The following is a 17816-nucleotide window of genomic DNA, read 5'->3' on the forward strand; positions in this document are numbered from 1 at the left end:
CTCACCGGGCAAACCTGCGCGCAACCTACTCGGCGGCGCGCAGGAGTCCAGCCATGCAAGCGGTCTGTGCGCTACTGCGCAGCCTCGGCGGGCTGCGCATCGGGGGCGGGAATGTTGAAGACCTGCCCCGGATAGATCAGGTCGGGGTCGCGGATCTGGTCGCGATTGGCGTCGAAGACCCGCACATAAAGGAACCCGTCGCCATAGACCTCGCGCGCGATCGCCCAGAGCGTATTGCCCTTCACGATCTGCACCACTTTCACCGCGTCGCCGACCTCTCCGGTCGCGCGCACCGAAGCCGCCTGCGCACCGGTCGGATCGGCCGCGCTCGCCACGAGAATCTCGTCGGGCTGGTCGAAACCGGTCTCGGCCCGCGCGACCACCTTGCCGGACGCATCCTGCGCGTCGATCCGCAGCTTATGCTCGCCCGTGCCCAAGCCAGGCAGGCTGAGCGACCAGCGCCCATCCGCGCCCGGCTGCGCCTCGGCGACGAGCGTGTCGTCGAGATAGGCCGACAGCGTCGTGCCCTCGGGCGCGCCGCGCCCTTCGCTGCGCGCAACCTCGCCCGAGCCGAAGGAGATCGTGTCGATCACCAGATCGTCGCTTTTCGGAGCAAGGAGCCGCGCGCCATCGGCATCCGCGATGAGCGGCGCTGCCGGCGGCGTGGGTGTGGAGGGGGCCGCGTCGGTCCCGGTGGCGGCGGCGGCGGACGCGCCTGCGTCAGTGCCAGTCATCGCCGCACCATCGGTCGCCGGAGCCGTCGCCCCGCCGCTTCCATCTGTCGCACCATCCGCAGCCGTCCCGGAGGTCGCGCTCTCGCCTGCCGCGGCAAGGCGCTCCTGTTTCGGCTGTCCGCGCAGCACGAGCGTCTCGGCGCTGTCGCGCGCGTTACCATCCGCGCCGGTCACCCGCAGCGAGAGCGCGCGTGGACCATCGGAAGGCGGCAGATCGAAGAGCGAGGCGAAGCTGCCGCCGCCATCGGCCAGCGTGCTCGCCACGACCTTGCCGTCGACAAGTACATCGAGCTTGGCCCCCGGCTCGGCCCGACCGGCGAGCGTCACCGAACCGTCGGGCGCGGCGCGCAGCGCATCGAATTGCACTTGGGCGAGCGGCTTGCCGTCCGCTGCCGCCTTTGCAGTGGTGCTGTCAGCCCCCATCTCAGTCCCGGTGGCGGACTCCGCGGCCGTAGCCTCCGCGCCCTGACCGTCGACCGTTTCAACCAGCTTATCGGTGGGCTCCTCTGCCAGCGGAGCCACGGCACTCGCCGCCTCTTCCGCTTCCTGAGCCACGGTTTCCACGCTTTGCTTTTGCGGTGCGGCGGTGCCAGAGGCCGTCTCCGCGCCCCCCTCCTGTGTCGGTTGCGGCGCCCCTGCGGAACCGGTCGCGGCAGTCGTATCTGTCCCCGATGGCTGCGTCCCTTCGCGTTCCACCGGGCGCAGCACGCCCCAAAGCACCAGCCCCAAGACCACGAGGAGCAGCGCGACCGCCCCCCCTTTCACCGCCCCGAGCCCGGTGCTCTCGACTGGTTGATCCGTCACGTTTTCATTCATTTAAGTCCCGCCTTCACGTCATCCCTCGGGGCCTGCCGCCTGTTCTTATGTGCGGCTAGGTCACCCGGTCCCTTGAGGGAACTTAGCAACCCCGGTATCACCGCTCAATAACAATGCATTTTCGGAGACACCGTCATGACCCTTCCCCGTTCCGTCTGTGTCTATTGCGGCTCTCGTTCGGGCGCGAAGCCTGCTTATGCGGCAGCAGCGCAGGAAACCGGAGAGATGCTCGCCGCGCGCGACTGGCAGCTGGTCTACGGCGCGGGCGATGTCGGGCTGATGGGAGAGGTCGCGCGCGCGGCGCAAACCGCGGGTGGGCGCACCTTCGGCGTGATCCCCGAGCACCTCTTCCCGCGCGAGGTCGGCAAGCGCGACCTGACCACCTTCGTCGTCACCGAGACGATGCACGAGCGCAAGAAGGTGATGTTCATGAATGCCGATGCGGTGGTCGTGCTGCCGGGCGGCGCGGGCTCGCTCGACGAGCTGTTCGAAGTGCTGACCTGGCGCCAGATCGGCCTGCATGAGAAGCCGATCTATCTGCTCAATATCGAAGGCTACTGGGCCCCGCTCGAGGCGCTGATAGACCATATCATCGGCGAGGGCTTCGCGGATGCGTCGCTGCGCGAGCTGGTCGTGACGGTCGATAGCGTGGCGGAGCTGGAAAGCGCGCTCGTCTCAGCCTTCGCCTAAACCGCGCTGCGTGGCGGGCTGTGCCGCAGGCTGCGGGCGGCGCATCCGCAGGTTGGCGCTGGAATAGAGCGCGAGCGCCGTCCAGATCAGCCCCAGCGCGATCGCGTGCCAGATCGTGACCGTCTCGCCGAAGGCCAGCGTCGCCACCGCGAATTGCAGCGTCGGGTTGAGATATTGCACCAGCCCCACGGTCGCCATCCGCACGCGCTGCGCCGCATAGGCGAAGAGCAGCAAAGGCGTGCCGGTGAGCGGGCCAGAGAAGATCAGAAGCAGCGTCGTCTTCCAGTCGCCGCCGAAATGGCCCGCACCGGGCGCGCTGCCCCACCAGCCCGCGTGATAGCCCCAGAGCACGATCAGTGCCACAGGCGAGAGCAGCAGAACCTCGGCGCAGACCGAGACCATCGGACCTGCGCGCAGCCCCTTCTTGATCAGCCCATAGGTGCCGAAAGTCGCGGCAAGGATCAGCGAGACCCAAGGCGCGACGCCCAGCCCGATCGTCAGGACGATGACCGCCGTGGCGGCCAGCGCGACCGCCATCCACTGCCGCGTGCTCAGCGCCTCGCGATAGACGATCAGCCCGAGGACGACGGCCACGAGCGGGAAGATGTAATAGCCAAGCGACGCCTGCACCGCATGGCCGAAATGGACCGACCAGATGAAGGTGAACCAGTTGGCCGAGATCATAAACGCCGCCGTCGCGATCACCAGCGTTCCGCGCCCGCGACGTTCCGCCAGCGCGATCCAAAGCTCGCCAAGGCGGCCTTTCAGCCCGAGGATCACCGCGAAGAACAGGAAGGACCAGAGCGTGCGATGGGCAAGCACCTCGATCGGCGGCATCCCGTCGAGCATTTTGTAATAGAGGCCCGACAGCCCCCAGATGACGCAGGCCGTCACCATCGCCCAGAAGCCCTTGACCGCCTCGTTCATCGAAATTCCCTTCTCTCAACCGCGTGACCCTGACCGATTGACGGGCGAAAGGAAAGGCCGCGCCTCACGGGAACCTGTGCGCTTGTCCACGCATTGGGTCTGCGTCAATTCACAGTACCGAGAGAGACCGCCAATGTCCGCTTCAGACAGCCACGACCCCGACGATTTCGCTTGGGCAGTGCCCGTGATGCGCACGGGCTACGGAGGGCGCGGGCTGGTCTATCTCGTCGTCGCCGGAGTCTCGCTCTGGTCGCTTTTTCATGGCGGCAGCGCCGAGGGCACCAAGCAGGTGCTGCAGAAGCTGTCGAGCGGCTGGGGCGCCGTTGTGCTGGTCGCCATCGCCCTCGGCATGGCGGCATATGCGATCTGGCGCGTGGTCGATGCGGTCTGGGATCTTGAGGCCTATGGCTCCGAGATGAAGGGCTGGGTCGCGCGGATCGGCCTCGTGGTCAGCGGCCTCGTCCATCTGGGCATCGGCGGCATCGCGGTGACGACTCTGGCCGCACGCGCCAGCGGCGACAACGGGACGAGCAAACTGGTCTCCACGATCCTGAGCGCACCGATGGGACGTATCGCGCTTGGCGTCATCGGGCTGATCGTGATCGGCGCGGGCGGCTACTACCTCTACAAAGGGATCACCAAGGCTTACCTGAAACATCTGCAAGCCAACGAGGTCACGCGGCGGGCCAATATCGTGCTGCAGGCGGGGCTTGTGGCGCAGGGCGTGGTGATCGCGATCATGGGCGCGCTGATCGTCTATGCCGCCTATAGCTACGATCCCTCCAGCGCGGGCGGCCTCGGCAAGGTGTTCGACTGGCTGCGCGGACACCCGTTCGGGCAGTTCCTGACCGGGGCGATCTGCGTGGGCCTTCTCGGGTTCGCCGTGTTCTGCTTCGTCAACGCCGTCTATCGGATCGTACCGCGCGCCAGCGACCCCGATATCGAAACGCTCAAGCAGAGCCTCGAGAGCGACGACTGAGCCGTCTCGTTCCTTCTCATCCAACGAACGCCGCGCGGGCTTCGCGCGGCGTTTTTGCGTTGCGCGACAGACGACCGGAGACGCATGGCGGGTTGAACGATCGGTGGCGCTCGGACCATCAGCATCCCCCACTCCCCTTTCAGCCCAAATGAAAAAGCGCCGCGCGAAAACCCGCACGGCGCTTTTCCTGTCATCTTGGCGAGGCGCGGCTCAGGCGGTCGCGAGCTCTTCCTTCACCAGCTTCTCGATCTCGTCGCGCGGGTGATTGGTCAGCGTCTTGTCGATCTCGGCCACCACCACGTCGGAGACTTCCTTGTGCAGTGCAGAGCGGATTTCGCCCAAGACGCGCGGCGCCGCAACGATCACCAGCCGCTCGATCCGGCCTTTATGGACCATCTTGTAGAGCCGGTCGGCCAGATCGTCGGCGAAGCGCATCTTCGCCAGCTCGTGCCAGTCGGTCTCCTGGAAGGCCGAGCGATGGCCGGGGCCGTCATCGGCCATACGACCGGGGCTGTCGGTGCCCTGCTCGTGGTCCGGCGGGTTCTCCTGCTCGTCGATGCGGCGCACGACGAGGTTGGGATCCTGCTCGTCCATCATGTTTTCAAGAAACAGCGCCTTCTCGCCATCCGCGATCACAACCCAGGTGCCTTTGGAAAGCTTGGTCATCACATCTTCTCCTTTTCACCGCTGTCGCGCTCGTCGCCGCCCAACGGACGGGTCGCGCCTGCCGAAGTCTCATCCAAGCGTTTCTTCTCGTCGCGGGTGCCGACCTTGCGATTGAGGTTCCCGCCCGAGCTGCCTTGTCCCTCCGGCGTATCGATATTCTCGGGCTTCTCGCCGAGGACCTCTTCGGTTTCGCGCTTGCCGTCTTTCGAACGAATACGCTCTGCCATAATATCCTCCTCTTGGTTTCTGGTAGCTGTCAAGAAAACCGATATGGCAGGGGTGCGGTTCCAGCTTTGCAGGCTTTCCGTTCCGGCAATCATCACGGGAACAAAAACGAAAAAGGGCGCCCCGCAGGACGCCCTTCCAATTCGTATCGCGCGCGAAAATTACATGCGCGACGCGACGTTTTCCCAGTTCACCAGCTTGTCGAGGAAGTTCGACAGGTAGGCCGGGCGCTTGTTGCGGAAGTCGATGTAGTAGGAGTGCTCCCACACGTCGCAGCCCAGAAGCGCGGTCTGGCCGAAGCACAGCGGGTTCACGCCGTTCTCGGTCTTGGTCACTTTCAGCGACCCGTCGGTGTCCTTCACGAGCCATGCCCAGCCCGAGCCGAACTGGCCCGCGCCTGCAGCGGCGAAGTCTTCCTTGAACTTGTCGACCGAGCCGAAGCTTTCGGTCAGCGCTTTTTCCAGTTCGCTCGGCATCGCCGAGTTGCCCGGACCCATCATTTCCCAGAACTGGGTGTGGTTCCAATGCTGCGAGGCGTTGTTGAAGACGCCGCTCTGCGCAACCGCGTTCGGCTGGTAGGTGCCCTTCACGATCTCTTCGACCGACTTGCCTTCCCATTCGGTACCGGCAATCGCCTTGTTGCCGTTATCGACATAGGCCTTGTGGTGAATGTCGTGGTGGTATTCGAGGGTTTCCTTCGACATGCCGAGATCCGCGAGTGCGTCGTGGGCATAGGGAAGATCGGGAAGTTCAAAAGCCATGATGTCCTCTCATTAGTTCGAAGGTACGTGTGTCAAACACTAAAGAAGCGCTGGAGGTTCCGAGGTCAAGCCGTTTCCGGCCCCAAAATCCGAGAGATGCGCTCAGGTTTTTCGCCTCAGCGAGAGGGCGATCCCGCCGATCACCAGCGCCGCGGCCAGCCAGAAGCGTGCCGAAGGCGTCTCCGCGAGCAAAACCGCCCCGCCCAGCGCCGCGATCAAGGGCACGGAGAGTTGAGCGATGGCAGCGAGGCTCGCGGGGATTTGCGGTATCACGCGATACCACAGCGCATAGCCCAGCCCCGAGGTGACTGCGCCCGAGAGGATCGCAGGCGTCCAGCCCCAGCTTTCCCCCTGCCCCCAATCGCCCGCGCCCAGCATCCAGATCAGCGCAAGCGGCGTGGCGAGAGCGAAGTTGAGTGCGGTCGCGACCAGCGGATCGGTCGCGCGTCGTCCGTTGAGCGAATAGAGCCCCCAGCCGATCCCGGCCAGCGCCATCATCGCAAAGCCCCTCGGGTCTATATGGGCGGCACCCGAGGCGGGCAGCAGCAGGACAGCCAGCCCCGCGAAGGCCAGCCCCGCCCCGATCCAGCGCCAGAGCGAGATCGCCTCGCGCAGCCACAGCGCGCCCGCGAACATCGTGATCTGCACCATCCCGAACAGCGTCAGCGCGCCGACGCCCGCGTCGATCAGCCCGCTCGCGATGGAAAACCCGAAGATATAAAGCGCCAGCGTCGCAACCCCTGCCCCCAGCACCGCGCCCGGCAGCCGCAGCCCGCGCGCGCCCTTCGCCCGGATCGCGAGGATCAGCAGCACGAGCGCGCCCGAGGCGAGCCGCACGAAGCCCGTCGCGGCGGGCTCCCAGCCCGCATCATGCACCGCCATCCGGTTGAGCACCGAATTGGCCGCGAAGGCGACCATGACGAGGGCGGTGAGGGCGAAAAGGCGCATGCTCCAGTCATCGCCGCGCCACGCGACGCTGTCCAGCCCGACCTTTGTGCGACGCGAAAACAATGGCTTCGACGCCCGGCCCTATACATCGCGGAACCGTTGCCGCACGATGCAAAGGCTAGGGATTGACACGGAGGACCCGGATCATGGCGAAGAAAGCGAAGCTCAAGGAGCTGAAACAGGAAGTAAAGACGCGCAAGGCCAAGGTCGAGCGTCAGGAAAAGAAGCTGAAAGAGGCGAAGAAGGCGCTCAAGAGAGCCTCGTAACCCGGCGCTCGGGATCGGGCGCAATGAAAAAGGCCCGGATCGCTCAGATCCGGGCCTTTTTCTTGTCTCGGGCGAACCGCGGATCAGTCGCGGGTATACATGCCCTCGTAGATCGGGACGAGCGTGTCGGTTTCGAAGAGCGAGGATACGGACGTGCCCGACCAGGTGTTGAGTATCGCCTGCGCGAACATCGGCGCGGTCGGCACGATGCGGATATTGGGGCAGGCTTTCACCGCGTCGGTCGGCTCGATCGAGTCGGTGATGACCAGCGATTTCAGCGCCGAATTGGTCACGCGCTCGACCGCCGGGCCCGACAGGACGCCGTGGGAGATATAGGCGTGAACCTCGGTCGCGCCGTGCTCCATCAGCAGGTCGGCGGCCTTGCACAGCGTGCCTGCCGTGTCGACCATGTCGTCGACGATGATACATTTCTGGCCCTTCACGTCACCGATCACGGTCATGCCAGCCACTTCGCCCGCCTTCTCGCGGCGTTTGTCGACGATGGAGAGCGGCGCGTCGATCCGCTTGGCCAGCTCACGCGCGCGGGCCACGCCGCCCACGTCGGGGGAGACGACCATGATATCGTCGGTCTGGCCTTTAAAGTTGTGCAGGATATCGAGCGCGAAGACCGGCGAGGCGTAGAGGTTGTCCACCGGGATATCGAAGAAGCCCTGGATCTGGGCGGCGTGCAGGTCGAGCGTCAGGATGCGATCGACCCCGGCTTCGGTCAGCAGGTTCGCGACCAGCTTGGCCGAGATCGGCGTGCGGGCCTTGGTGCGGCGGTCCTGACGGGCATAGCCGAAATAGGGGATCACGGCGGTGATGCGATCGGCCGAGGAGCGTTTGAGTGCATCGGTGATGATCAGCAGCTCCATCAGGTTGTCATTGGCCGGGTTCGAGGTCGGCTGGATGATGAACATATCCTCGCCGCGGACGTTCTCGAAAACTTCGACGAAAATCTCGCCATCGTTGAAACGCTCGACCCGCGCATCCACCAAACCGACTGACATGCCGCGATGCATCGACATGCGCCGCGCGATGGATTGCGCGAGCGGTTTGTTGGAATTTCCGGAGATGAGCTTCGGTTCAGTGACGACGGACATGGGCCAGTTCCTTCGTGACGCCGGTCAGTGCCGGCGGGATTCGCTTGATTGCGCCTGCCTTAGCACCGGGGTAGCGTGGCGGCAATTTCGACTGTCAAGAAAGTGTTATGAATGGCACGCATCGACTACTATTTCGGCACGTTCAGCCCCTGGGCCTACCTCGGCGGCCCGCGATTCGAAGAGATCGCGGCGCGTCACGGCGCTGAAGTCACCTATAAGCCGCTCGACCTTCTGGGCCTGTTCGACCGCACTGGCGGGGTGCGCCCGGCGCAGCGTCACCAGAGCCGGATGGAATACCGGATGCAGGAGCTCAAGCGCTGGTCGAAGCGGCTCGGGATGGAGATGAACACCACGCCTCCCGGCTATCCGCCGAACCCCGCGCCCTCCTCTTACGCTATCATCGCAGCGCAAAAAGCCGGTGGCGGCGATGTGGGCGGTCTGGTCAACGCGATCCTGCGGGCCTGCTGGGCCGAGGATAAGGACATCGCCTCGGACGAGGTGATCCGTGAAGCGCTGGAAGCCAATGGCTTTGACGGCAATCTGGCGACCACGGGCCTCTTCGACGGCGCGGTCACCTATGAGAAGAATCTCGAGGAGGCGGTCGAGGCCGGGGTCTTCGGCTCGCCCTTCTATATCGTGACCGATACCGACGAGCGGTTCTGGGGTCAGGATCATCTGGAGCTGCTCGACGACTATCTGGGGACGCTCTGAATGCCTCGTGATCAACGACAAGGGGCGGAAGTTTTCTGGCAGAGCTTCGGTCAGGGCGAGCGTCCCGCCATCGCGATCCATTGCACGCTCGGCAGTTCGAACCTCTGGGCGAAGGCGCTGATACCGCTGGGCCAGCAGATCCACGCCGTCGCCTTCGATCAGCCGAGCCACGGGCAATCCGCCCCTTGGCGCGGCGACACGAGCGAGCCGGGCAGCTTCCAGACGCTGGTGACGCGCATAGCGGCGAGCTTCATCGAGCGGCCCGTGGACCTGATCGGCCATAGTTTCGGCGCCTCGGTCGCGCTGCGCATCGCGGTGGGCGCCCCCGAGGCCGTCCGCTCGCTGACCTTGATCGAGCCAGTGCTGTTCGCGGCACTCCCCGAGGACGACCCGGATTGGCAGGACCTGCGCGCCAAGCAAGACCATTTCGAGCAGTTGATGGAAGCGGGCGACTATGAACCGGCGGCGCGCGGCTTCATGCGCGACTGGGGCACCGGTCAGCCGTGGGACAGCTATTCCGAGACGCAGCGCGAGCGCTTCACCGCGTGTATGCCGATGGTCGAGAATATCTCTCGCGCCAATTTCGAGGATCCGGCGCAGATCGTGCGACCCGATGGGATCGAGCAGATCGACGCGCCCGCGATGATCATCCATGGCGACCGCTCGCCCGCGACGATGCCGAAGGTTGCCGAGGCGATCGCCGCGCGTCTTCCGGACGTGGGCGTGGCCTGCGTCGAGGGCGCGGGTCATATGCTGCCCGCCACCCATCCCGAGCAATGCGCGAGCCTGATCGCCGCCAATCTGGAACGTAGCTGACCTTATGGCCAAGCAATCCGCGATCTTCCGCTGTGCCGAATGCGGCGCGACGCACGCCAAATGGTCCGGGCGCTGCGATGCCTGCGGCGCATGGAACTCGATCCACGAGGAAGCGCCGATCTCGACCACGCCCGGCTCGGGGATGAAAGGCGCGAAGGGCAAGGTGATCCCGCTCACCGCGCTCGACACCAAGGAAACCCCGCCGGCCCGTGTGAAATCGGGCATGGAGGAGTTGGACCGGGTCTTGGGCGGCGGTCTCGTGGCGGCCTCTGCCGTTCTGGTCGGCGGCGATCCGGGCATCGGGAAATCGACGCTTCTGCTGCAAGCGACGGCCAGCTTCGCCCGCAAAGGGGTGAAGGCGCTTTATATCTCGGGCGAGGAAGCGGCGAGCCAGGTGCGGATGCGCGCGCGACGCCTTGGGCTTGCGGATGCGCCGGTCGGTCTGGGCGCGGAAACGTCCCTGCGCGACATCCTGACGACGCTGGAAACCGAGCGCCCCGACCTCGTCATCATCGATTCGATTCAGACCATGTGGTCGGACAATGTCGACAGCGCGCCGGGATCGGTGAGCCAGTTGCGCGCCGCCGCACACGAATTGGTGAGCTTCGCCAAAAAGCGTGGCACCGCCGTGATCCTCGTCGGGCACGTGACCAAGGAAGGCCAGATCGCAGGCCCGCGCGTGATCGAACATATGGTCGACACGGTGCTCTATTTTGAAGGCGAGCGCGGCCACCAGTTCCGCATCCTGCGCGCGGTAAAGAACCGCTTCGGCCCGGCCTCCGAGATCGGCGTCTTCGAGATGACCGGCGCGGGTCTGGCGGAAGTCGCCAACCCCTCGGCTCTGTTCCTGTCCGAGCGCGGTCAACCCGCACCGGGCTCGGCGGTTTTCGCAGGAATTGAAGGCACGCGACCGGTGCTGACCGAGATTCAAGCACTGGTTGCGCCGTCCACGCTCGCTTCACCGCGCCGCACCGTGGTCGGGCTCGACAGCGGACGGATTTCGACCATTCTCGCGGTGCTGGAATCGCGCTGTGGCATCCCCTTTGCGGGGCTCGACGTGTTTCTCAATGTGGCGGGCGGCATGAAAGTGGTGGAGCCAGCAGCGGACCTCGCCGCGGCCGCCGCGCTTCTCAGCGCGCGCGAAGATGTGGCACTGCCTGCAGACATGGTGATTTTCGGGGAAATCAGCCTGTCGGGCGCTCTGCGTCCCGTGGGTCAAGCGGAAAACAGGTTGAAAGAAGCGGCGAAACTTGGTTTTTCACAAGCGATCGCACCCTCGGGAACGAAAGCCGAAGGGTCGAGCGGGATGTCCCTGCGCAAGCTGGGCGATCTCGTGACATTTACCGGGGAGATGTTCGGCGCCGGTTAACGCCGAGAACATAGGAGCGCAAATGGACGGGTTCACCATTGTCGATGCCATCGTGGCGGTCGTCATCATTCTTTCGGCGATCCTCGCCTATTCGCGGGGTTTCGTGCGTGAGGCGCTGGCCATCGTCGGCTGGATCGCAGCGGCGATCGTCGCCTATATCTTCGCCAACGAGGCCCGCCCTCTGGTGCAGCAGATCCCCGGCCTCGACAAGTTCATCGGCCAAAGCTGCGAGCTGGGCATGATCGGCGGCTTCGCAGTGGTCTTCGCCGTCGCGCTGGTCGTCTTCTCGATCCTCACGCCGCTCTTCGCCTCGGCTGTGCAACGCTCGGCGCTTGGCGGGATCGACCAGGGTCTGGGCTTCCTGTTCGGCGTGCTGCGCGGGGTGGTCCTCGTGGCGGTGGCCTTCGTGGTCTATGACCGCGTGATGAGCAACGACCCCGTACCGGTGGTCGACGACTCGCGTTCGGCCAAAGTGTTCTCGCGCGCATCCGGCCAACTCGACGAATCGATGCCCGCCGATGCACCCGGCTGGATCGTTCAGCGTTACGAACAACTTGTGGCCGCCTGCCCCGCCCCTCCGGGCGCGGATGCCCCGGCCCGGACGGACGAACTGCCTCCGGCGACCGACAATTGATGTCAGTCACATGACGGTTTTACAGGCGCGAGGGGTTAACACCTCTCGCGTTTGTCTATAAATGGGCCAAAGCGCCCTCCCCTTGCGTCATTCGGAGCTGATGCCATGTCCTGCCCCGCCGCCCAGAAGACCCACTACGCCCACCCTTTCGACGACGACAAACTTAAGGAAGAATGCGGCGTCTTCGGTGTTGTCGGCATTTCCGACGCCGCGAATTTCGTGGCCCTCGGTCTTCACGCCCTCCAACACCGCGGTCAGGAAGCGGGCGGCATCGTCGCCCATGACGCCGCCACCGGCTTCAACTCGGCCCACCGTTTCGGCTATGTCCGCGACAACTTCACCAAATCGAGCCTGATGGAAACGCTGCCGGGCGATGTCGCCATCGGCCATGTGCGCTACTCCACCGCCGGCTCCAAAGGTGCGGTGATCCGCGACATCCAGCCCTTCTTCGGCGAGTTCTCGATGGGCGGCTGCGCGGTCGCGCATAACGGCAACCTCACCAATGCCGACGCGCTGCGCCGCGAGTTGATCGAACGTGGTGCGATCTTCCAGTCGTCTTCCGACAGCGAATGCATCATCCACCTGATGGCCCGCTCGATCCAACGCAAGCATGCGGACCGGATCGCTGACGCGCTGCGCCGCGTGGAAGGCGCCTTCTCGATCGTCGCGATGACGCGGACCAAGCTGATCGGTGTGCGCGACCCGCTGGGCGTGCGTCCGCTGGTGCTGGGCAAGCTGGGCGAGCATGGCTATGTGCTGAGCTCGGAGACCTGCGCGCTCGACATCATCGGCGCGGACTTCGTCCGTGAGATCGATCCGGGCGAGATGGTCGTCATTCAGGACGGCCATGTCGAGAGTTCGCGCCCCTTCGGCCCCTCCACCGGTCGCTTCTGCATCTTCGAGCATGTCTATTTCTCGCGCCCCGACAGCATGATCGGTGGCCGCTCGGTCTATGAGACCCGCCGCGCGATCGGCGTCGAGCTGGCCCGCGAAGCCCCGGTCGAAGCCGATCTGGTCTGCCCGGTGCCCGACAGCGGCACCCCGGCGGCGATCGGCTACAGTCAGGAAAGCGGCATCCCCTTCGCGCTCGGGATCACGCGCAACCAGTATATGGGCCGCACCTTCATCGAGCCGACCGAGCAGATCCGTAACATGGGCGTGCGCCTCAAGCTCAACGTCAACAAGTCGCTCATTCGCGGCAAGCGGGTGGTCCTTGTCGACGACTCGGTCGTGCGCGGCACCACATCGCGCAAGATCAAGGATATGATCCTCGATGCGGGTGCGAAGTCGGTACATTTCCGGATCGCCTCGCCGCCGACCGCATGGCCGTGCTTCTACGGCGTCGACACGCCCAACCGCGACAAGCTGCTGGCTGCTCAGATGACTGAAGAAGAGATGCGCGAATGGGTCGGCGTGGACAGCCTGAAATTCATCTCGCTTGACGGTCTGTATCGCGCCGTGGGCGAGGCCGAGGGCCGCGACAATTCCTGCCCGCAATATTGCGACGCCTGCTTCTCGGGCGAGTATCCGATCACACCGTCGGATCAGCTTGAAAAGGGCTTCGAGATGAAGGCCGCCGAGTAAGCGCGCGGCGCTTCAGGTTTTCCGAACCAGCAAGACGAGGGCCGCCGCGCTGATCCGCGTTGCGGCCCTTATTCTTGGCGGCAGGCCCTGAGCAGCGGTTGCACCTCGCCATCCTCGGCGATCCAGTCGAGCATCGCCTGCGCGCCGCGCGTCCACCAGACATAGCCGGCTTCGCCCTCGCCATCCTCGGCATATTTTGCCCCATCGGCAGAGCGGATATGGCTCATCACAACCTGCCGCCCCTGTAGAAACACGACGACGCGCTGCGGATCGGTGTCGTTGAGATAGGCCGCGTGCACTTCCGCGCCGCGCTCGCAATGATAGGTGGCGTTCACCACCGCCGAGGGGCCGTCGCCGACAATCGGATTGAGAGGCTCCAACCGCTCGACCGATCCGTCATCCGGGGCCGCGCCCTGCGCTGCGACCGGTCCCGCCAGCGCGACACTTGCGAGCGCCGCGCCAAAGAGCGCCCGCCTCACGCGTCGTCCTCGACCCGATCGGCAAGCGACTCCGCGCGTGCGGCGATCTCGGCCAGCGTTTCGGTCACTTCGGGCGGCACGATCGGCACCTCGACATGCGCCGGGTTCGACTGCAGCTCGTCGATCTTCGCCTGCAATTCGCCCAGACGGTTCATCGCGTCGCGCAGCTGGTCCTCGATGCCCGCCGCCTTGTCGGCCAGCATCAGCCCCGACATCAGCAGCATCCGGTTCTCGGGCACCCGCCCGATCTGCCCCAGAAGCACCTGCGCCTCGCTGTCGAGCATCCCGGCAGCCGAGCGCAGGAAATGTTCTTCACCTTCTTGGCAGGCGACCTGAAAATCGCGGCCGCCGATGGAAATCGTCACCTCAGGCATCGGTCTCCTCCTCGCGGTTCGCCGCTTCGATGATCGGGTCGAGACCCGCGATGATCTGCTCCAGCTCGGCGCTCTCGCCATCGCGCGCGGCGCGCAGGCTTTGCAGCTCGGCCATCAGCGCCTCCTCGGAGAAGGCCACGCCCTCGTCCATCAGCTTGCGATTGGCCGCGACCAGCGCCGCGTTGGCTTGCTTGAGGGCTGCGACTTCCTTGAAAGCGGCTTCCTGCGCGCGCACGGCCGCGCCGTATTTGCGCTCCATCGCGCCCAGCGTGGTGTCCTGTTTCTCGCGGATCGCGCGGACGCGTTCGGAGAGTTGCGCATTGGCTTCCTGCTCGGCGGCGAGCGCGGCTTTCAGCTCGGCCACTTCGGCGGGATCGGCAACAACTTCGGGCGGTGCCTCCGGCACGTGGGGCAGTTCCGCCTCGGCAGGCGCTGCGGTCTCCGGCTCGGGCTGGTGCGTGGCATCCTGCGCCGCTTGCGCCTGCAATGCCTCGCGCTGCTTGAGCGCTTCGACCCCGCGCCCGATCCGTTCGAGCGCGAAAGCGATGCGGCGTTCGTATTCGGCTATGTCACTCATACGCGCCTCCTCGTCCTCATGTTTTTCGCTTGCCATGACCGAATCGCGGCCGACTGCGAGTTTCGCTAAGTCTAACCTTTTGCGACAGGGCAAGCCCACCCTTTTGCCCCAAGCACTTGTGGGCCGCGCTTGATCTTGGGCCGATCCCTGCTATCAGGGGCGCGGACCCATCCAACTGCTGCCCTGCGAAAGGACGTTTCATGGAAATCGAAGAGCTGCGCGCCGCCCATCCTGAGCATTGGAAACTTGCTTCCGCGATCCGCGCACTGGCGATGGATGCGGTACAGGCCGCAAATTCCGGTCACCCCGGCATGCCGATGGGCATGGCCGATGTGGCGACCGTTCTGTTCCAGAACCACCTGAAATTCGACGTGAAGAACCCGAAATGGGCTGACCGTGACCGCTTCATCCTGTCGGCGGGTCACGGCTCGATGCTGATCTACTCGCTGCTCTATCTTTGCGGCGACGAGCAGGTGACGCTCGACCAGATCAAGAACTTCCGCCAGTCGGGCGCTCTGACCGCCGGCCACCCGGAGAATTTCCTGCTCGACGCGGTGGAGACCACGACCGGCCCGCTCGGCCAGGGCCTCGCGACTTCGGTCGGCATGGCCATCGCCGAAGAGGCACTGCGCGCCCAATGGGGCAAGAAGCTCGTCGATCACCGCACCTGGGTCATCGCAGGCGACGGCTGCCTGATGGAAGGCATCTCCCAGGAGGCCATCGGCCTTGCCGGGATGCAGGAACTGTCGAACCTGATCGTGCTGTGGGACAATAACGACATCACCATCGACGGCCGCGTGTCGATGTCCGACAAGACCGACCAGCGCAAGCGCTTCGAGGCGTCGGGCTGGACGGTGTTTGCCTGCGACGGTCACGATCCGGCCTCCATCGACGAAGCGCTGACCAAGGCGAAGAAAGCCAAGGGTCCGGTTCTGGTCGACTGCAAGACCATCATCGGCTTCGGCGCACCGACCAAGGCCGACAGCTACTCGGCCCACGGCTCGCCGCTGGGCGACGAGGAAATCGCGCGCACCAAGGCGATCTACGGCTGGGATCACGGCCCGTTCGAAATCCCCGCCGACGTGAAGTCGCAATGGGAGGCCATCGGCACCCGCGGCGCGGCAGAGCGTGGCGAATGGGAAGAGCGCTTCGGCAAGCTCTCGGCAGCCAAGCAGGCCGAGTTCACCCGCATCATGGAAGGCGGCGTCTCGAAGAAGCTCACCGGCGCGATCCGCAAGTTCAAGAAAGAGCAGGCCGAAGCCGCGCCGAAAGTCGCGACCCGCAAGGCGTCTGAGATGGTTCTGGGCACGATCAACGCCGCCTGCCCCGAGACCATCGGCGGCTCGGCCGACCTGACCGGCTCGAACCTCACGAAGTCGAAGGACATGACGGTCTTCAACCCGGAGAACCGCAAGGGCCGCTACATCCATTACGGCATCCGTGAGCACGGCATGGCGGCTGCGATGAACGGCCAATGGCTGCATGGTGGCGTGCGCCCCTATGGCGGTACGTTCTTCTGCTTCACCGACTACGCGCGCGGCGCGATGCGTCTCTCGGCGCTGATGAAAGTGCCGACCGTCTATGTCATGACCCATGACTCCATCGGTCTGGGCGAAGACGGCCCGACCCACCAGCCGGTCGAGCATCTGGCGATCTGCCGCGCGACGCCGAACACGCTGACCTTCCGCCCAGCCGATGTCATCGAGACCGCCGAGGCGTGGGAAATCGCGATGAACCAGGAGGGCACGCCCTCGGTTCTGGCACTGTCGCGTCAGGGGCTGCCGACGCTGCGCACCGAGTACAAGCCGCAGAACCTCACCGCGCGCGGCGCCTATGTTCTGGCCGAGGCCGATGGCAAGCGTCAGGTGATCCTGATGGCGACCGGCTCGGAAGTGGAAATCGCGATCAAAGCCCGCGAGCTGCTGCAGAAGGAAGCGATCGGCACCCGTGTCGTGTCGATGCCCTGCATGGAGCTGTTCGCCGAGCAGGATGAGGCCTACCGCAAGCGCGTGCTGCCGCCGAACTCGGTCCGCGTGGCCGTCGAGGCCGCCGTGCGCCAGCCGTGGGACCGTTGGCTTCTGGGCGAGCGTGGCCGCGAGGCGAAAGCCGGCTTCGTGGGCATGGAGGGCTTCGGCGCTTCCGCCCCCGCAGGCGAGCTTTACGAGAAGTTCGGGATCACCCCCGAGGCTGTGGCCGAGAAGGTCAAGAGCCTCCTCTGATGGCTCTGCCCGGCTTGAAAGCGACTGCGAGGGGGCCCGGCGTGGCCCCCTCTTCACATCCCGAGGGCGATCGTCCCGGGATGGGGATCGCGCTGATGCTCGGCGCATTCTCGATGCTGACGCTGATGGACGCTTTCGCGAAGCTTCTCGGGCAAGGCTATCACCCGCTCTTGATCGTCTGGGCGCGCTTCGCGGTGAATGCCGCCGTGCTGGCCTTCATCTATCGCGGCAGCCTGCCCCGCCGCATCCGCAGCGCACAGCCGAAGTTCCAGCTGGGCCGGGCGCTGTTCCAGATGGGCGCGATCGTGGCCTTCTTCTACGCGCTGAAACATGTGCCGCTGGCCACCGCCACCGCGCTTGGCGATCTCAACCCGGTGATCGTGACGCTGGGCACGGCGCTGTTTTTGGGCGAGCGGCCGGGCCCGCACCGCATCTTCGGCATTCTGGCGGCCTTCATGGGCGCGATGATCATCCTGCGTCCGGGTTTCGGCGGGCTGCATCCGGCGGCGTTTCTCGCGCTGCTAGCCGCGTTCAGCTTCGCCGGCGCGGTGCTGCTGACGCGCTACCTGCGCGGCGATAGCGCGGCCACCTCGCAGCTGTGGTCGGCGTTCACCGGGCTTGCGCTTTCCTCGCTCGCCCTGCCCTTCATCTGGCAACCGATCGCGCTGTCCGATCTGTGGATTTTCCTCGGTCTCGGGCTGGCGGGAAGCCTGTCGCAATTCCTGCTCATCCGCGCCTTCGCACTGGCCGAAGCCTCGACGCTCGCGCCCTTCGGCTATTCGGGCCTGCTGTTCGCCTCGTTCTGGGGATGGCTGATGTTCGGCCAGTTTCCCGACGGGTTCACCATTGCCGGGGCGCTTGTGATCGTGGGGGCTGGCCTCTATGTCTGGTCGCGTGAGCGCCGTGCCGCGCGCCAAGCCAGAGCCTGACACCCGACA

General features: G+C 65.3%; 19 protein-coding genes. 9 read left to right on the forward strand and 10 right to left on the reverse strand.

Going from position 1 to position 17816, the window contains the following annotated elements:
- Positions 1 to 71 precede the first annotated feature (71 nt).
- Positions 72 to 1550, reverse strand: a complete 1479-nt coding sequence (locus F8R15_RS00465; protein WP_152842847.1) for a LysM peptidoglycan-binding domain-containing protein — start codon at positions 1548 to 1550, stop codon at positions 72 to 74.
- Positions 1551 to 1685: 135 nt separating this feature from the next.
- On the opposite strand from F8R15_RS00465, the gene F8R15_RS00470 reads away from it, so the two are divergent.
- Positions 1686 to 2240 carry a TIGR00730 family Rossman fold protein gene (locus F8R15_RS00470; protein WP_078519596.1) on the forward strand — a complete coding sequence of 185 codons (555 nt, stop codon included), beginning with the start codon at positions 1686 to 1688 and terminating at the stop codon, positions 2238 to 2240.
- Here the strand turns inward: F8R15_RS00470 and rarD are convergent.
- Entirely contained in the window at positions 2226 to 3167 is a 942-nt protein-coding gene (rarD, locus tag F8R15_RS00475; RefSeq protein ID WP_152842849.1) for an EamA family transporter RarD, read from the reverse strand. The two genes, F8R15_RS00470 and rarD, sit on opposite strands and share 15 nt — an antisense overlap.
- A gap of 133 nt (positions 3168 to 3300) precedes the next feature.
- On the opposite strand from rarD, the gene F8R15_RS00480 reads away from it, so the two are divergent.
- Positions 3301 to 4146: a DUF1206 domain-containing protein gene (locus F8R15_RS00480; protein ID WP_152842851.1), complete on the forward strand. Its 846-nt coding sequence runs from the start codon at positions 3301 to 3303 to the stop codon at positions 4144 to 4146.
- Positions 4147 to 4356: 210 nt separating this feature from the next.
- Here F8R15_RS00480 and F8R15_RS00485 read toward each other — a convergent pair whose 3' ends face one another.
- The 5 genes from F8R15_RS00485 to F8R15_RS00505 all read right to left on the reverse strand — a co-directional run bounded on the left by F8R15_RS00485 (position 4357) and on the right by F8R15_RS00505 (position 8115).
- Positions 4357 to 4812, reverse strand: coding sequence for a host attachment protein (locus tag F8R15_RS00485; protein WP_083074757.1), 456 nt, complete (start codon positions 4810 to 4812; stop codon positions 4357 to 4359).
- Positions 4812 to 5039 (reverse strand): hypothetical protein, encoded by a 228-nt coding sequence (locus tag F8R15_RS00490; RefSeq protein ID WP_152842853.1) that lies wholly within the window; start codon positions 5037 to 5039, stop codon positions 4812 to 4814. The genes F8R15_RS00485 and F8R15_RS00490 overlap by 1 nt, the downstream gene beginning before the upstream one ends.
- 159 nt (positions 5040 to 5198) lie before the next feature.
- A complete protein-coding gene (locus F8R15_RS00495) occupies positions 5199 to 5798 on the reverse strand; it encodes a superoxide dismutase (protein ID WP_078546351.1) in 600 nt (199 codons plus the stop codon).
- Positions 5799 to 5900: 102 nt separating this feature from the next.
- Positions 5901 to 6746, reverse strand: coding sequence for a DMT family transporter (locus F8R15_RS00500; RefSeq protein WP_152842855.1), 846 nt, complete (start codon positions 6744 to 6746; stop codon positions 5901 to 5903).
- Positions 6747 to 7095: 349 nt separating this feature from the next.
- On the reverse strand, positions 7096 to 8115 hold the full coding sequence (locus F8R15_RS00505; RefSeq protein ID WP_078519603.1) for a ribose-phosphate pyrophosphokinase: 1020 nt from the start codon (positions 8113 to 8115) through the stop codon (positions 7096 to 7098).
- Positions 8116 to 8226: 111 nt separating this feature from the next.
- On the opposite strand from F8R15_RS00505, the gene F8R15_RS00510 reads away from it, so the two are divergent.
- The 5 genes from F8R15_RS00510 to purF all read left to right on the forward strand — a co-directional run bounded on the left by F8R15_RS00510 (position 8227) and on the right by purF (position 13229).
- Positions 8227 to 8826: a 2-hydroxychromene-2-carboxylate isomerase gene (locus F8R15_RS00510; protein WP_152842856.1), complete on the forward strand. Its 600-nt coding sequence runs from the start codon at positions 8227 to 8229 to the stop codon at positions 8824 to 8826.
- Positions 8827 to 9642, forward strand: a complete 816-nt coding sequence (locus F8R15_RS00515; RefSeq protein ID WP_152842858.1) for an alpha/beta fold hydrolase — start codon at positions 8827 to 8829, stop codon at positions 9640 to 9642.
- Positions 9643 to 9646: 4 nt separating this feature from the next.
- A complete protein-coding gene (gene radA / locus F8R15_RS00520) occupies positions 9647 to 11011 on the forward strand; it encodes a DNA repair protein RadA (RefSeq protein ID WP_152842861.1) in 1365 nt (454 codons plus the stop codon).
- A gap of 22 nt (positions 11012 to 11033) precedes the next feature.
- Positions 11034 to 11645 carry a CvpA family protein gene (locus tag F8R15_RS00525; protein WP_078519607.1) on the forward strand — a complete coding sequence of 204 codons (612 nt, stop codon included), beginning with the start codon at positions 11034 to 11036 and terminating at the stop codon, positions 11643 to 11645.
- A 105-nt stretch (positions 11646 to 11750) separates the two neighbouring features.
- On the forward strand, positions 11751 to 13229 hold the full coding sequence (purF, locus tag F8R15_RS00530; protein ID WP_152842863.1) for an amidophosphoribosyltransferase: 1479 nt from the start codon (positions 11751 to 11753) through the stop codon (positions 13227 to 13229).
- Between the two features lie 68 nt (positions 13230 to 13297).
- On the opposite strand, the gene F8R15_RS00535 is transcribed toward purF, so the two are convergent.
- Genes F8R15_RS00535 through F8R15_RS00545 form a run of 3 tightly spaced genes read right to left on the reverse strand, consistent with a single transcriptional unit; the run spans position 13298 to position 14659 of the window.
- A complete protein-coding gene (locus F8R15_RS00535; protein WP_152842865.1) occupies positions 13298 to 13708 on the reverse strand; it encodes an MliC family protein in 411 nt (136 codons plus the stop codon).
- A complete protein-coding gene (locus F8R15_RS00540; RefSeq protein ID WP_078569416.1) occupies positions 13705 to 14082 on the reverse strand; it encodes a cell division protein ZapA in 378 nt (125 codons plus the stop codon). The genes F8R15_RS00535 and F8R15_RS00540 overlap by 4 nt, the downstream gene beginning before the upstream one ends.
- Positions 14075 to 14659, reverse strand: coding sequence for a hypothetical protein (locus F8R15_RS00545; RefSeq protein ID WP_152842867.1), 585 nt, complete (start codon positions 14657 to 14659; stop codon positions 14075 to 14077). The genes F8R15_RS00540 and F8R15_RS00545 overlap by 8 nt, the downstream gene beginning before the upstream one ends.
- Before the next feature lie 200 nt (positions 14660 to 14859).
- On the opposite strand from F8R15_RS00545, the gene tkt reads away from it, so the two are divergent.
- Positions 14860 to 16878: a transketolase gene (gene tkt, locus F8R15_RS00550; protein WP_152842869.1), complete on the forward strand. Its 2019-nt coding sequence runs from the start codon at positions 14860 to 14862 to the stop codon at positions 16876 to 16878.
- A gap of 41 nt (positions 16879 to 16919) precedes the next feature.
- Positions 16920 to 17807, forward strand: a complete 888-nt coding sequence (locus F8R15_RS00555; protein ID WP_172976134.1) for a DMT family transporter — start codon at positions 16920 to 16922, stop codon at positions 17805 to 17807.
- Positions 17808 to 17816: the final 9 nt, after the last annotated feature.

This window comes from Thioclava sp. JE_KL1, assembly GCF_009296265.1.
Classification (GTDB): domain Bacteria; phylum Pseudomonadota; class Alphaproteobacteria; order Rhodobacterales; family Rhodobacteraceae; genus Thioclava.

Excerpts from the sequence above, each read along its gene's own strand:
- F8R15_RS00465 (WP_152842847.1), bottom strand. The coding sequence starts at position 1,550 with ATGAATGAAAACGTGACGGATCAACCAGTCGAGAGCACCGGGCTCGGG.
- F8R15_RS00470 (WP_078519596.1), top strand. The coding sequence starts at position 1,686 with ATGACCCTTCCCCGTTCCGTCTGTGTCTATTGCGGCTCTCGTTCGGGC.
- rarD (WP_152842849.1), bottom strand. The coding sequence starts at position 3,167 with ATGAACGAGGCGGTCAAGGGCTTCTGGGCGATGGTGACGGCCTGCGTC.
- F8R15_RS00480 (WP_152842851.1), top strand. The coding sequence starts at position 3,301 with ATGTCCGCTTCAGACAGCCACGACCCCGACGATTTCGCTTGGGCAGTG.
- F8R15_RS00485 (WP_083074757.1), bottom strand. The coding sequence starts at position 4,812 with ATGACCAAGCTTTCCAAAGGCACCTGGGTTGTGATCGCGGATGGCGAG.
- F8R15_RS00490 (WP_152842853.1), bottom strand. The coding sequence starts at position 5,039 with ATGGCAGAGCGTATTCGTTCGAAAGACGGCAAGCGCGAAACCGAAGAG.
- F8R15_RS00495 (WP_078546351.1), bottom strand. The coding sequence starts at position 5,798 with ATGGCTTTTGAACTTCCCGATCTTCCCTATGCCCACGACGCACTCGCG.
- F8R15_RS00500 (WP_152842855.1), bottom strand. The coding sequence starts at position 6,746 with ATGCGCCTTTTCGCCCTCACCGCCCTCGTCATGGTCGCCTTCGCGGCC.
- F8R15_RS00505 (WP_078519603.1), bottom strand. The coding sequence starts at position 8,115 with ATGTCCGTCGTCACTGAACCGAAGCTCATCTCCGGAAATTCCAACAAA.
- F8R15_RS00510 (WP_152842856.1), top strand. The coding sequence starts at position 8,227 with ATGGCACGCATCGACTACTATTTCGGCACGTTCAGCCCCTGGGCCTAC.
- F8R15_RS00515 (WP_152842858.1), top strand. The coding sequence starts at position 8,827 with ATGCCTCGTGATCAACGACAAGGGGCGGAAGTTTTCTGGCAGAGCTTC.
- radA (WP_152842861.1), top strand. The coding sequence starts at position 9,647 with ATGGCCAAGCAATCCGCGATCTTCCGCTGTGCCGAATGCGGCGCGACG.
- F8R15_RS00525 (WP_078519607.1), top strand. The coding sequence starts at position 11,034 with ATGGACGGGTTCACCATTGTCGATGCCATCGTGGCGGTCGTCATCATT.
- purF (WP_152842863.1), top strand. The coding sequence starts at position 11,751 with ATGTCCTGCCCCGCCGCCCAGAAGACCCACTACGCCCACCCTTTCGAC.
- F8R15_RS00540 (WP_078569416.1), bottom strand. The coding sequence starts at position 14,082 with ATGCCTGAGGTGACGATTTCCATCGGCGGCCGCGATTTTCAGGTCGCC.
- F8R15_RS00545 (WP_152842867.1), bottom strand. The coding sequence starts at position 14,659 with ATGAGTGACATAGCCGAATACGAACGCCGCATCGCTTTCGCGCTCGAA.
- tkt (WP_152842869.1), top strand. The coding sequence starts at position 14,860 with ATGGAAATCGAAGAGCTGCGCGCCGCCCATCCTGAGCATTGGAAACTT.